The sequence below is a fragment of the Streptomyces sp. NPDC058289 genome, from assembly GCF_042880975.1.
Taxonomy (GTDB): Bacteria; Actinomycetota; Actinomycetes; order Streptomycetales; family Streptomycetaceae; genus Streptomyces; species Streptomyces stoeckheimensis.
In genome coordinates this window covers 1-12,918 of the sequence record NZ_JBHVYI010000055.1, presented here as the reverse complement: position 1 = coordinate 12,918, position 12,918 = coordinate 1, and the positions used below count along the sequence as shown (strand labels likewise).

At 72.7% G+C, this 12,918-nt stretch carries 11 protein-coding genes; 3 read left to right on the top strand and 8 right to left on the bottom strand.

Annotated elements, in window-relative coordinates:
- Positions 1 to 25 precede the first annotated feature (25 nt).
- Entirely contained in the window at positions 26 to 481 is a 456-nt protein-coding gene (locus tag ACFVX6_RS25880) for a (2Fe-2S)-binding protein (protein ID WP_266959941.1), read from the bottom strand.
- A gap of 57 nt (positions 482 to 538) precedes the next feature.
- The gene (locus ACFVX6_RS25875; protein ID WP_389695260.1) at positions 539 to 2,773 is read right to left on the bottom strand and encodes a molybdopterin cofactor-binding domain-containing protein; all 2,235 of its coding nucleotides are present in this window, start codon (positions 2,771 to 2,773) and stop codon (positions 539 to 541) included.
- A 711-nt stretch (positions 2,774 to 3,484) separates the two neighbouring features.
- Here ACFVX6_RS25875 and ACFVX6_RS25870 point away from each other — a divergent pair.
- Positions 3,485 to 4,912, top strand: a complete 1,428-nt coding sequence (locus ACFVX6_RS25870) for a PP2C family protein-serine/threonine phosphatase (protein WP_389695258.1) — start codon at positions 3,485 to 3,487, stop codon at positions 4,910 to 4,912.
- Positions 4,913 to 4,988: 76 nt separating this feature from the next.
- On the opposite strand, the gene ACFVX6_RS25865 is transcribed toward ACFVX6_RS25870, so the two are convergent.
- A complete protein-coding gene (locus ACFVX6_RS25865; protein WP_389695256.1) occupies positions 4,989 to 6,470 on the bottom strand; it encodes a hypothetical protein in 1,482 nt (493 codons plus the stop codon).
- Between the two features lie 230 nt (positions 6,471 to 6,700).
- Here ACFVX6_RS25865 and ACFVX6_RS25860 point away from each other — a divergent pair, with 230 nt between their 5' ends.
- Positions 6,701 to 7,825 carry an aminoglycoside phosphotransferase family protein gene (locus ACFVX6_RS25860; RefSeq protein ID WP_389695254.1) on the top strand — a complete coding sequence of 375 codons (1,125 nt, stop codon included), beginning with the start codon at positions 6,701 to 6,703 and terminating at the stop codon, positions 7,823 to 7,825.
- A gap of 200 nt (positions 7,826 to 8,025) precedes the next feature.
- Positions 8,026 to 9,822 carry a 3-oxosteroid 1-dehydrogenase gene (gene kstD, locus ACFVX6_RS25855; RefSeq protein ID WP_389695252.1) on the top strand — a complete coding sequence of 599 codons (1,797 nt, stop codon included), beginning with the start codon at positions 8,026 to 8,028 and terminating at the stop codon, positions 9,820 to 9,822.
- Between the two features lie 10 nt (positions 9,823 to 9,832).
- Here the strand turns inward: kstD and ACFVX6_RS25850 are convergent, their stop codons facing one another.
- The 5 genes from ACFVX6_RS25850 to ACFVX6_RS25830 all read right to left on the bottom strand — a co-directional run bounded on the left by ACFVX6_RS25850 (position 9,833) and on the right by ACFVX6_RS25830 (position 12,612).
- The gene (locus ACFVX6_RS25850) at positions 9,833 to 10,333 is read right to left on the bottom strand and encodes a hypothetical protein (protein WP_266911468.1); all 501 of its coding nucleotides are present in this window, start codon (positions 10,331 to 10,333) and stop codon (positions 9,833 to 9,835) included.
- A gap of 244 nt (positions 10,334 to 10,577) precedes the next feature.
- A complete protein-coding gene (locus ACFVX6_RS25845) occupies positions 10,578 to 11,090 on the bottom strand; it encodes a hypothetical protein (protein ID WP_389695250.1) in 513 nt (170 codons plus the stop codon).
- Positions 11,018 to 11,509, bottom strand: a complete 492-nt coding sequence (locus ACFVX6_RS25840; RefSeq protein WP_389695248.1) for a hypothetical protein — start codon at positions 11,507 to 11,509, stop codon at positions 11,018 to 11,020. Before ACFVX6_RS25840 ends, ACFVX6_RS25845 begins: the two co-directional genes overlap by 73 nt.
- A gap of 125 nt (positions 11,510 to 11,634) precedes the next feature.
- Complete coding sequence (locus ACFVX6_RS25835) at positions 11,635 to 12,051, bottom strand: ACT domain-containing protein (protein WP_389695246.1); 417 nt, start codon at positions 12,049 to 12,051, stop codon at positions 11,635 to 11,637.
- Between the two features lie 63 nt (positions 12,052 to 12,114).
- Positions 12,115 to 12,612, bottom strand: coding sequence for a hypothetical protein (locus ACFVX6_RS25830; RefSeq protein ID WP_389695244.1), 498 nt, complete (start codon positions 12,610 to 12,612; stop codon positions 12,115 to 12,117).
- Between the last annotated feature and the right edge of the window lie 306 nt (positions 12,613 to 12,918).

Genomic DNA, 12,918 nt, shown 5'->3' with positions numbered 1-12,918 from the left:
GACCCTGTGTCATGGGGTGAACCGCCTACATCTTCGCCGCCGCGCTGCGGATGGCCTCCCGGATGCGGAAGTACGTGCCGCAGCGGCAGATGTTGGCGATCGCGTCGATGTCCTCGTCCGTGGGCGTGCTGGTCCGCTTCAGCAGGGCGACGGCGGCCATGATCTGGCCGGGCTGGCAGAAGCCGCACTGGGCGACGTCCTGTTCGAGCCAGGCCTCCTGCACCGGGTGCAGGTCCTCGCCGTCGGCCAGTCCCTCGATCGTGGTCACCGCCTTCCCCGCGCACGCGGAGACCGGCACCACGCACGGGCGGACGTCCACCCCGTCGAGGTGGCTGGTGCAGGCCTTGCAGACGTCCACTCCGCAGCCGTATTTGGGGCCGCGCACGTTCAGCATGTCGCGGAGCACCCACAGCAGGGGCAGATCGTCGGGCGCGTCCACGGTGACGCTCTGCCCGTTGACGGTGAAGGTGTGCGAGGGCACGGTTCGGCTCTCCTGGAGGTCGTCTCTTGGGGATGTTGCCGGTCAGGTCCAGACGGCCTAGCGCGGGTAAGGGGTGAAGTCGACGTCGAAGTCGAGGGGGAAGCTGCGCGGCTTGGTGCCGGTGGCCCGGGCGTAGGCGTTGGCGATCGCACCGACGGCGGCGGGCAGGCCCAGCTCGCCGGCCCCGCCGGGCTCGGTTCCGGTCGCCGGGAGCACGAAGACGCGTACGTCCTTCGGGGTGTCGCGCTGCTGCGCCCAGTGGAACTGGCTGTAACTGCCTTCCAGCGGGAGCCCCTTGTCCAGGTGCAGACCGGCCTTCAGCGTGGTGGAGATCGCGTCGGTCAGACCGCCGATCATCTGGGCCTCCAGACCGCGCGGATTGACGGGCAGGCCCACGTCGACGGCGATGACCGCCTTCGTGACGCGGATGTGCTCCGGATCCCTGGTGTCGATCTCGACCAGGCAGGCCGTCCGGGACTTGTACTCCTCGTGGAAGGCGATGCCCTGGGCGCACCCGGACGGCATGGCCCGGCCCCAGCCCCCTTCGGTGGCCGCCTTGTCGAGCACGGCGCGCTGCGCGGCCGTCTTCAGGAAGGTCCGGCGGAACTGGTACGGGTCCCGACCCGTCGCGGCGGCCAGCTCGTCCACCACGATCTCCTCGGCCCCCCGGGTGTTCGCCGAGTACACCGACCGCCAGGACCCGGTGGGAACCCCGGTCGGCACCTCGGTGAGCGCCTGGGTCGTGAGCCCGAAGTGGTACGGGGACTTGATCGTGGTGAGGAACAGGGTCTGGGCGAGGGTGGCGTTGCCGATGCCGAGCGGGAGGCCGGCGGCGGTGGCGGTGATGATCTCGCCGAGTCCGTGCCGGAAGTCGGTCTCCGCGGCGGCGACCCGGTGTTCGAAGCTGAGCACCTCGCCCAGCAGGTGCGTCGCCCGGATCTTGTGGTGGGTGGCCGGGCGCATCCGGCCGTGCCGGGTGTCGTCCACCCGGGTCCACATCAGTCGGACCGGGCGGCGGCAGGCCTTGGAGATCCGGGCCGCTTCCAGGGCCGCGTCGAAGAACAGCCGGCGGCCGAAGGAACCGCCCGCCTGCACCACGTGGACGGTGACCTTGTCCAGGGGCAGGCCGAGGTCGGCGGCGATCGTTTCGCGGGCCACGATCGGCGACTTGAGCCCGGACCAGATCTCGGCGCGGTCCTCGCGCACGTCGGCGACGGCCGAGTTGGTCTCCATCGGGGCGTGGCTGACGAAGGCGAAGTCGAACTCGGCGTCCACGTGCGCGGTGAGCAGCGGCGGCACGAGCAGCGGCGGGGTGGCGGCGCGCAGCTTCGTCCGCACGGCAGCGTCCGAGAGCTGGTCGGCCGGGCCCGGGCCCCAGGTGACCTGGAGCGCGGCCTTGGCGTTGAGGGCCTGCCCGAAGGTCTCGGCGACGACGGCGACCCCGGTGGCGACGGTGACCACGTGCAGGACGCCGGGCATGGCCCGGACGGCGTCGAGGTTGGCGACGGAGCGGACGCTGCCGCCGAGCGTGGGCGGGCGGCGGACCACGCAGGGCTTGGCCCCGGGCACGTCCAGGTCGAGGGTGTAGCGCTGGGCCCCGGTGACCATGGCGCGGGCATCGATCCGGCTGGTGGGCTTGCCGACCAGGGCGTGCTTCGCCGTCGGCTTGGGGGTGGCGCCGAGGACGATCAGGGCGGGCTCGGCGGCGGCCGCGGCGAGGGAGCCGTAGGTCGCGGTGCGGCCGTCGGGGGCGCGGACGGCGCCGTTCGCCGTGATCAGGGTCGACGCCGGGAGGCTCCAGCGCACGGCGGCGGCCGCGACCAGCCGGGCCCGGGCGGTGGCGGCGCACTGGCGGACCGGACCGTAGAGGGAGCGGATGGAGTTGGAGGATCCGGTGAGCTGGTTGAAGAGCAGCTCGGGGCGCGCGTCGTCCAGTTCGACCCGTACGGCGGCCAGCGGGGTGTCCAGTTCCTCGGCGACGAGCATCGCCACGGCGGTGGTGAGCCCCTGGCCTACCTCCTCGCGCGGCAGCCGGAAGCGAATGGTTCCGTCGGCCTCCACGACGAGCGCGAGCAGGGCCGAGGTGGGGGCGCCCGCCAGGATGAACAGGTCGCCGAGGTCGACCAGGTCGGCGGGGGCGGGCAGGGTCGGGATCACGGCCTGCGCGGGCTGCGGGGCGAGGAGGTCGGCTCCGGCGCGCGTGACGAGGGCGAGGGTCGGCGCGGCGATCAGATAGGTGAGGAAGGACCGCCGGCTCTGCCCATCGGTCGGCGCATGGCTCTGCCCGGTCATGTCGTTGTGTCCCCACCCTGCACGCGGCCCGCCTCAGCGAGCCTCCCCGGCTCATTACCGGCACGTAGAGTAGCCATTCGGGGGTGCTGGGGGAAGCCTGGATCACACCCCGGGCGGAATATCGGACATACCGTCACCCGGGGCCACGATCACACTGCACGGGCGGTCGGATCCGCCCTCTCGCGCGGCCGGCGCGGCCGAGGCCCACGGGGTCCTTCGTTCGGGGGGCGCCGGCCCGGTCGTGTTGATCCGGGTCCTGCGTCGTCTTTCGCCAATACGGCAGCGGGCGGGCCTCGTACACCTCGGCCGTACGATCGATCGCCCTCGTCCGCACGGCCGGTTTCCGGCCGTGGTCGGACGGGGGAAGGAGCACGGCTGCGGCACGGCTACGGCACACCGTGCACGCCGGGTGCGCCCGGGCCCGCCACGCATCCGGTGCGATCCGCCCGGCACCGGTCACGGAGCGACGGCCCGGGAACGACAAGGGCCAACGGGGTTCCGCCGCCTGCCAGTCGACAGGGGCTGACTGGATTCGTTCGCACGCTCCAGGAGGGCCGGAAGGCCTCAGGCATATGCCTGATGCAAGTCCGCCACGGATGTTGCCAAACGCCTTACAGGCCGTCGCTGGCTGTGCCACAGTCGTTACCGGCCCTTCCTTCAGAACCGGTCCCTCCTCAGACTTGGCCGTGCCGCGCCTGTATCGGAGTTCAGATGCCGTCCCACCTGTACGCGGACCGCCCCGCGCAACCCCCAGAGCCAGGGTCGGTGGACGCGCTGATCTCGCAGACCCGACAGCTCCGGGGCGAAGTCGACGCAGTCCGCCGCGATACCGTGGTCGACGACGACGACGCGCAGGGCCGCTGGCAGCGCGCACTGTGCGACCTCGCCGTCCACCACCTCGACGACATCCGCGCCCACCTCGGCCAGCTCAAAGAGGGACTGCCGCCCGCCTCGCCCGAGTCGGCCGCGCTGCCGCAGGCCGCCCCCGAGACGGGGGCCGAGGCCCAGCAGACCAGGGTCGGCAGTGCCGAGTGGAACCTGCTGACCGATGAGGTCAGTTGGTCCGACGAACTCTTCCAGATCTTCGGCCGCTCCCCCGAGGCCGGCGCGCTGCCCCTCGATGAACTGGGATCCACCCTGTTCTCCGAGGACCAGCCGCTGCTGACTGCGATGGTGACGGCCTGTCTGGTGGACGGCAAGCCGATAGACGGCGAGTTCCGCATCGTCCGGGCCGACGGCCGGGTCCGGACGCTGCACATGAGGGGCGAGCCGGTACTCGACTCCGACGGCTGCACGGCCTCCATGTGGGCCGTGCTGCGGGACGTGAGTGAACTGCGCCGGAGCCAGCGGGCGGTGCGCGAGTCCCGGGACTCGCTGCAGCGTCGGCAGGAGATCGCGCAGACCGAGCGCCGGCTGGCGGTCGAGCTGCAGGAAGCCGTGCTCCCCCCGTGGCGCGGCTCCCTGCGGTTCCCGCACGACAACACCAGGGCGCTGGACGTCGCGGCGCATTATCTGCCCTCCGCGACCAGCGCCCTCATCGGCGGCGACTGGTATGACGCGCTCGAACTCCCCGACGGGGACTCGATGCTGACCGTAGGTGACCTCACCGGGCACGGCGTGACCGCGACCTCCGGCATGGCGATGATGCTCGGCGCCCTGCGCGGGATGGCCATGGCGGGCATCGAGCCGGGCCCGCTGATGGGCTGGCTGAACCAGCTCCTGGAGACCTCCGTCCAGCCCGCGCTCGGATCCGCCGTGTGCTGCCGCTACGATCCCGCGCGCCGGGTGCTGTCCTGGGCGCAGGCCGGTCACCCCGCCCCGCTGCTGTTCCGGCGCGGCCAGGGCCGTTCACTGCTGCCGCCCGAGGGCGTCCTGCTGGGAGCGACCTCCGGAGCCACGTACGGCCAGGCCGAGGAGCGGCTGGAGGTGGGCGACGTACTCGTCCTGCACACGGACGGACTGACGCCGCGCAGCATCGAGTTCAGCAAGGCCGACGGGACCGAACGACTGCTGGCGCTGGCACCGCACTTCTCCGCCGCCCGGTCCGCGCAGGACTGTGTGCGCCTGGTGATCGGGGAGTTCGGCGAGGGCGAGCGCGAGGACGACGCCTGCGTACTGGTGGCCCGTATCGGCTCGTAGCGGGCGGTTCACGGGACTCGAGGCCGCGCCGGGAGGCGCGGCCTTTCTCGTCCCCGGACCCCGTCGGCCACCGGTCTCAGACCGATCGCGCCACGTGACTGTTCGGGAGGGCCAGCTTGATCTCTTCGCGGAGCTCCTCGATGCCGGCGAATCCGGAGTAGTGGCCGCTCAGCCGGTACATCTCGCGCAGCCGGTCCCATGTCCGGTGCGAGGAGGTCTCGTTCATCGAGACCAGCGCCAGGCGGGCGTAGCGGTCGGCCTGCTCCGGGTCGTCGGCGATGAAGCAAGCGGAGGCCATCGAGATGTAGTCGAAGATCTTCGAGCGCTGGTGGCCGTCGGCCCGCAACCGCAGGGCCTCCTTCGCGTGCTGCTGCGCGATGGTCGCGGCCGAGGGATCGTGGTCGGCGAGGGTACGGAAGGCCAGCGCCTGCATGCCGTGCAGATCGGCCTCGTCGAAGTGCTGCATCCAGGAGGGCGGCGGCACGTCGCCCGAGGTGGACACGAACAGGTCCTCGGCCTCGCCCAGGGTGCGGCGCATGGCCTGCCCCTTGCCGAGCGCTGCCTGCGCCCAGGCCTCGATGGTGTGGAGCATGGCGCGGGTCCGGGGCAGGGTCTGCTCGCCGGAGCCGGACTGCGCCAGTTTCATCAGGTCCAGGGCCTCGTTCGGCTTGCCCAGGTGGACCATCTGACGGGCCGCCCGGGAGAGCGCCTCCCCGGCGCGCGGCCGGTCGCCGCCCTCGCGGGCCGCGTGCGCGGCGATGACGAAGTACTTCTGCGCGGTGGGCTCCAGGCCCACGTCGTGGGACATCCAGCCGGCCAGGACCGCCAGGTTGGCGGCCACCCCCCACAGCCTGCGCTGGAGGTGGTCGGGGTGGTGGTACGCGAGCATGCCGCCCACCTCGTTGAGCTGCCCGACCACGGCCTTGCGCTGGAGGCCGCCGCCTCTGGAAGCGTCCCAGGCGCGGAAGACCTCCACCGAACGCTCCAGGGCCTCGATCTCCTGGGAGCCGATGGGCGCGGCCTCGTAGCGGTCGTAGCCCGCGGAGTCGGCCTGGAAGGAGTCACCGTGGCGGTGCACGTCCTTCGCGCGGGCGGGGTCGGTGTGGAGCCAGTCGTGCATGGCATTGCTGAGGGCTGAGCCGGCGGTGAGCGCGGCACCCGCACTCATCAGACCGCGACGGTTGAGCATGAGGTCCATTCCCGTGAATTCGGTGAGGACCGCGGCTGTGCGTTCGGGCGCCCAGGGCATTCCGTCGGGGTTCTCCTGCTCCCCGTCCGACTGCTGTTTGGCGGTGCGCCGTTGTCGTACGAACCCGAGGTCCTCGATGGTCACGACACGACCGAGCCGCTCGGTGAACAGTGCTGCCAGTACCGTGGGCACCGGCTCGCGCGGGGTTTCCCCCATGTCGATCCAGCGCCGCACCCGCGAGGTGTCTGTGGCCAGCTGGTGGTGACCCATCGAGGCCGCCTGCCGGTTGACCATCCTCGCCAGTTCGCCCTTGGACCAGCCGGCCAGGCCGAACAGGTCGTTCAGACGGGTGTTTGGACCTTTGCTCACGTCAAGCCCCCAGGTTCTCGGCTGAGTTGACAGTAGCCCCCCGTCAGATGCCGAGCGACTATTCGCCAGGGTTCGCCAGGGCACGCAATGTGGTCCGCCACCCACGCCCGGGTGTCAGGTAGGAATGCGCCTCCCCGACCCGGTCACCGGCGGAACTCCCCAGGGTGATGCACGGGATCCGGCGGGGCGGCGTATGCAACTCGTCGGCGCACGAAGGGATCCGTAACGCCATGTACGTAGCCACGTCCTCCGTGTCCGCCCCGGTCCGGCCGCACCGCACGCTCCCCGCGGGCGGCGGCCCCTACCTCGAACCCGGCCGCCCCGCGGCCTCGGCGCAGGGCGCCGTACGGGCACGGCGGATGCCGGGTACCGGATCGCAGCCGCTCAGCGGAAGAATCGACCTGTCGGGTCCCCAGGGCGCGCAGTTGCGCACCGCACTCGCTTCCGTGCAGCGCATCTGTCCGGAGTTCGCGCCGGTCCAGGTACTGCGCCGCAGCGGCCGGTCGGTCCTGCTGGTGGGAACCACCGGACGGATGACGGCCGTCGCGAAGGTTTTACTGGATCACTCGCCCGAGTGGCGCGAGCGGTACCGGCACGAAATAGCGACGTACCGGACGTTCGTCCGGCACCGCCCGCAGGTCCGGGTGCCGCGGCTGATCGCCGCCGATCCGGAGAACTGCGTACTGATCGTCGAGCGGATGGCCGGCCGGGTCGCCGCGCTCCAGCGGCATCCGGTGGAGGCCCCGCCGCGGGCCGACCTGCGGGCGGCACTCGGAGCGGTGCGCCAGGTGAACGGCTGGCAGCCCGCCGACGAGCTGTTCGGGCGTCCGCTGGACTACGACCGGCGGATCGCCCGGGACTACCAGCTGGGCCTGCTGACCGACCGTGACTTCGGCGATCTGCAGAAGCTGCTGCACGGCGTGAAGATGTCGGGCAACCCCTGGCAGTTCAACCACGGCGACGCGCTGCTGTCGAACCTGCTGCTGTCCCCGACGGGTCCCGTCCTCCTCGACTGGGAGCACGCGGGTTGGTACCGGCCGGGCTACGACCTGGCCACCCTGTGGACGGTACTGGGCGACGCCCCGGCCGCACGGGCCCAGATCAGCCGCCTGGCGCAGGCTGCCGGTCCGGCCGCCCGGGACGCGTTCCTGGTGAACCTGATGCTGGTGCTGACCCGGGAGATCCGGATGTCGGAGACGGCCGTGCAGCGCTCGATGCTGGCGGCCACGCCGACCCAGACGCTGCCTGCGGGCGCCCAGTCCTCGGGCGAGGAGCAGCGCCTGCTGCTGCGCCGCCTGCACGACGACGCGGGCATGGCCCGCAGGGCGGTCCGCGCGGCGGTGGGCACGCGCTGACCCGGCCGCGCACCGCGCGGTCGCCCACGAAATCCCGTGCCGCACACACCCGGTGTGTGCGGCACGGGATTTCGCGCGTCCGGGCCCGGAGCGCAACCGGCGCGTATGCCTTGACTTCACATGATCCCCCGAAGACCTTTTCTGACTCAGCATCAGAATGCTGGATCCACCCCTCACTCCCTCTCCGCTGGAGCCTGCCCATGACCGCGAGAACCGCCTCCTCAGCGAGTCCCGGACCAAGCGATGCCCTCCCCTCCCGCCGGACGGTCCTCGCCGGGACCGGCGCCGGGGTGCTCGCCGCCACCGTGCTGCCGACCGCCGTCGCGCACGCGGCCGGTGAACCCGCGCTCGGCGAGTACGACGTCGTCGTGGTCGGCTCCGGGGCGTCCGGAATGACCGCCGCACTCACCGCGGCCAAGCGGGGCCTGAGCGTGCTCGTGGTCGAGAAGGCCCCGACCTTCGGCGGCTCGGCCGCCCGGTCCGGTGCCGGGATCTGGCTGCCCAACAACTCGGTGATCCTGGGCGCGGGCGTGCCCGACACCCCGGCGAAGGCCGCGCAGTACCTGTCGGCGGTGGTCGGCAACGGCTCCTCCGCGGACCGGCAGGCGGCCTTCCTCGCCAACGGGCCCCGGATGCTGGACTTCGTGATGGCCAACAGCCCGCTGCGCTTCCGTTTCATGGACGGCTACAGCGACTACTACCCGAACCTCCCCGGCGGGCTCCCGAACGGCCGCTCCATCGAGCCGGACCAGATCGACGGGAACATACTCGGCGCCGAACTGGCCCACCTGAACCCGGCGTACATGCCCGTGCCGGCCGGAATGGTGGTGTTCAGCCAGGACTACAAGTGGCTCAACCTCGCCGCCGTGAGCGCCAAGGGGCTCGCGGTGTCCACCGAATGCCTGGCACGCGGTACGGCGGCCGCGCTGCGCGGGCAGAAGCCGCTGACCATGGGCCAGGCCCTGGCGACCGGTCTGCGGGCCGGTCTGATCCGGGCCGGGGTCCCGGTGTGGCTGAACAGCCCGCTCGTCGACCTGGTCCAGGAAGGCGGTGCGGTCACGGGCGTGGTGGTGGAGAAGGAGGGCGTACGGGGCGTGGTGCGGGCCCGCAAGGGCGTGGTCATCGGCTCGGGCGGCTTCGAGCACAACGCGCAGATGCGGGCCCAGTACCAGCAGCAGCCGGTCGGCACCCAGTGGTCGGTGGGCGCGAAGGAGAACACGGGCGACGGGATCCGGGCGGGCCAACGGGCCGGTGCGGCACTGGCGTTGATGGACGACGCCTGGTGGGGTCCCTCGATCCCGCTCCCGAACGAACCGTACTTCTGCCTGGCCGAACGGACCCTGCCCGGGGGCCTGATGGTCAACGCGAAGGGCGCCCGCTTCGTCAACGAGGCCGCCCCGTACAGCGATGTGGTGCACGTGATGTACGAGAAGGACCGGGACGCGACCGGTTCGCACATCCCGGCCTGGCTGATCGTGGATCAGAACTACCGCAACAAGTACCTGTTCAAGGACATCCTGCCGACGATCGTCTTCCCCGATTCCTGGTACCAGGCGGGCGCGGCGAAGAAGGCATGGACCTGGGACGCCCTCGCCAACCAGATCGGGGTGCCCGCGGCCGCCCTGCGCTCCACCCTCAACCGCTTCAACGCGCAGGCGTGGAACGGCACCGACCCCGACTTCCACCGGGGCGACACCGCGTACGACCACTACTACACGGACCCCGGCGTGACGCCGAACTCCTGTCTGGCCCCGATCTGGGCGCCGCCGTTCTACGCCTTCAAGATCGTGCCGGGTGACCTGGGCACGAAGGGCGGCATCGTCACGGACGCACGGGCCCGCGCGCTGCGCGCGGACGGATCGGTGATCCGCGGCCTGTGGGCAGCGGGCAACGCGAGTGCGGCCGTGATGGGGCACAGCTATGCGGGGGCCGGGTCGACGATCGGCCCCGCGATGACGTTCGGCTACGTGGCCGCCAACGACATCGCGGACGCGTGACGCGGGCGGACTAGCCCTGCTGGAAGAGCTCGGCCGGGAGCGGCTTCAGCAGCGCGTAGAGGTCGTCCGTGATCGGCCGGTCCCAGCTCGCGATGGTGACCAGGACGTTGTCGCTGCGGTCGAACTGCACGCAGCTGATCCGGCTCTCGGAGAGCTTGACCTTCCGGACGATGAGGAGGTTGTCGCCCTGCATGACGGGGCAGTCCTCGGCACCGGTGACCTCGACGTCCTCGTCGTTCTCGAGGGCGTCGAGGAGCTGGGCCACCTCGAAGGGGACCTGGCCCTCGGAGAGGTCGCGCGCGGGGGAACCCTCGGGGAGGTTTCCGATGATCATCGCGGGGCCGCGTCCGCCGAACAGGTCGTAGCGGAGGAAGACACCCTGGCAGCTGCCGTCGGGCGCGGGCAGCAGCCCGGCCCCGAGGTTGCCCGGCCAGTCCCCCGGGTCCATGGCCAGGACGTCGAAGTCCGGGCCGGCGGGTGTGGCGGCGCGGTGGCGGCGGAGGAAGGACATGCCGCCATGGTACGTGCCCTGCCGCGTCCCGCGGCCCTCCACCCCCGACCCGCCCCCTGACCCGGGCTCCGGGTGTGCCGCTGCCCGGGGGCTGGGTAGATCCAGCCTCGCCGGCGTTTGAGGCGCGGGGTCTGGGGCGCAGCCCCGGGGAACGGGCGAAGGGCGGGTAGGGGACCCAGCCCCGCAGGGCCGACCCGGCCCCACCCGCCCACCCGCCCGCAGGCCTGTGCGCCCCCGAGACCGCTCAGCGGGTGGTGGCCGGTGCCGCTCCGGGCACGGACCCGCACGGCAGGGCGCCACCGCGGGCGAGCAGGGCCGTCGTGGCGGTGGCCACCAGGCCGTCCGCCCCGCAGGCCCGAGCCGCCAGGACCGCCCGGAGCAGGAGCTCCGCATCCCCCCGCTCCTCCCCCGGCGCGGCCGGCGCGAGCGCCGGCTCGTGGGCCGCCGGCGAAGCCGACAGGACCTCCACCGCCTCCTCCAGGAGGGCCGGGCGGTCCTGCGGCGAAGCCACCTCCGCGGCCACCCGCAGGGCCTGGCCGATGCCGGACGCAGCCCCGAAGGCACGGGCCCGGCGTACCGCCTCCTCGGCCGGCTCCCGCGCCCGCGCCGGATCCTCCGCGGCCACCGCGCGGGCCAGGTGGAGCCGCCGCGGGCACCGGGACGGGTTCTGGATGCCCCTGGGGGTCAGCCGCCGGTCCACGGCCTCGAGCTCCGCCGCTGCGGCCTTCGCCTGGCCGCGGGCCAGCAGCAGTTCCACGTGGACGGTCCGGGAGTCGGGGAAGACGACAGCCGCCGGGAAGGGCTCCCCGTACTCGTGTTCCCGGGACAGCTCCCAGGCCTCGTCCACCCGGCCCGGACGTTCGCGGTGAGCTCGACGGCCTCGAAGGGGTTGCCGGGGGTGACGGCCCAGTCCTCCCGGCAGAACGCCTCGTCGGCGTGTTCGCCGACGGCCTCCCGGACCAGGCCGGAGACGGCCTCGGCGGTGAGCGGGGCGAGGCTCAGCGGGCGGTGTCCCGCGCGGCCGGGCAGCGTACGGAAGGCCTCGGCGTGCGCGGGGAGTTCGTCGGGGCGGTGGGGGCCCGGGTCCGTGAGCTGGTCCAGGGGCTCGTCGACGGCGGTGAGCTCCGTGTCACGTTCGAACATCGTGCGCCGCTTGCGGGTCCGGCGTTCCGTCATGGCTGGTACGCCTCAGGCCTGTTCGGGGGTTCAGCGTACGCTCGCACACGCGCCCGGGAAGCCTGGTGCGGCACATGGAGATGACCTTCTTCGGCAGGCCGCCGGAAGGGGTACGGGCGGGCGGCTCAGCCCTGTGCGGAGCGTTCCGCGAGCGCTTCCAGGACGGCCACGGCCTCGGCGGCCCGGGCGGCGTCCACGAAGAGGTGGTCGTGGTGGTAGCCGGCGATGACGTTGCAGCTCAGGCCGTGTGCGCCGAGTTCGGTGGCGAAGGCGGCGGTGAGGCCGACGGCGTCGAGGGAGGAGTGGACGCGCAGGGTGATCCAGCCCGCGGTGTACGTGTACGGGAGTCCGGCCTCGTCGGCGTCCTCCTGGCTCAGCACGAGGGTGAGCCCCTCGGGTTCCAGGACGGAGGCGACGGGGGTGAGCCCGGCCAGGGCCTCCGGGTCGGTGTCTCCGGGGATGGTGCAGAACACGTACAGCCCGTCGTTCAGTTCGGGCCGCATTCCGCTCAGCAGCTTCCGCAGGTCGTCTTCTCCGCTCACGCCGCCACGGTACCCCTGGCCGGGCCGCGGCCGGTCCGACACCCCGGGGCGGTGCCCTCGAAGTCACCAGTACTCGGACCGGTCGGGCTCCGGGTCCGCCTCGCGCAGCCGCCGGTGCCACCAGGCGAGCGGGCGGCCGAGCCAGTCGGCACATCCGGAGTCCGGCGGGTCCGGGTCCTCGATCGTGCGGCGGCGGAACTCGTCGTCCAGGCCGCGCAGCACGCGACCGAGGGCGGTGCTGCCGACCGGCGGCAGCAGCCGGTGGTGGTCGCGCAGCTCGTCGCGGACGGAGGCGACGCCGGCGAAGGAGCACCCCGGGCAGTCGGCGCACGGGGAGGGGCCCAAGTAGAGGTGGCGGCCGGGGCGGCTCAGGAAGCCGCGGTACCTGGCCAGCAGGTCCGCGATCTCACCGGCCCGTCCGGGGCGGGCCCAGTGCACGGCCGCGGCCGCCTCGGGCGGCAGCCGGTCCACGGGCGGGAGCGCCCGCGCCCAGGCGGGCGGCCGCCGGTCCTCGTACGTTCCCCGTTCGGCGCGCAGCGCGCCGGGCCGTCTACGCGGCATCGCCCTTTCGGCGGGTGATCGTCATGGCGGCCATGATGCCGAGGGCCCTCCGGGTCCGGCAAGGGGTTTACGGGGGCCCGCGGGGGGCGCCGGATCCGAGCTCCCCGCCTGGCGGCGGCTCCCCACCGGGGCGGCGGCTCCGCGCCCGGTGGTGCGCCGCGTACACGTTCCGTCGGGAGACGGCCAAGGTCGTCTCTTTCGGATCTTGCCGGTCAGGCCCGCGTCGTCCGGTGCCGTGCCTCGGCGCGCTGCCGGGGCTCCCGCGTACTGGACGTACCCGGGTGCCCCGGCAGTGCAGCGAGGTGC

What these genes read in the sequence shown, in the direction of transcription:
- ACFVX6_RS25875 (WP_389695260.1), bottom strand. Translation starts at nt 2,773, where the DNA reads ATGACCGGGCAGAGCCATGCGCCGACCGATGGGCAGAGCCGGCGGTCC.
- ACFVX6_RS25870 (WP_389695258.1), top strand. Translation starts at nt 3,485, where the DNA reads ATGCCGTCCCACCTGTACGCGGACCGCCCCGCGCAACCCCCAGAGCCA.
- ACFVX6_RS25860 (WP_389695254.1), top strand. Translation starts at nt 6,701, where the DNA reads ATGTACGTAGCCACGTCCTCCGTGTCCGCCCCGGTCCGGCCGCACCGC.
- kstD (WP_389695252.1), top strand. Translation starts at nt 8,026, where the DNA reads ATGACCGCGAGAACCGCCTCCTCAGCGAGTCCCGGACCAAGCGATGCC.
- ACFVX6_RS25850 (WP_266911468.1), bottom strand. Translation starts at nt 10,333, where the DNA reads ATGTCCTTCCTCCGCCGCCACCGCGCCGCCACACCCGCCGGCCCGGAC.
- ACFVX6_RS25840 (WP_389695248.1), bottom strand. Translation starts at nt 11,509, where the DNA reads ATGACGGAACGCCGGACCCGCAAGCGGCGCACGATGTTCGAACGTGAC.
- ACFVX6_RS25830 (WP_389695244.1), bottom strand. Translation starts at nt 12,612, where the DNA reads ATGCCGCGTAGACGGCCCGGCGCGCTGCGCGCCGAACGGGGAACGTAC.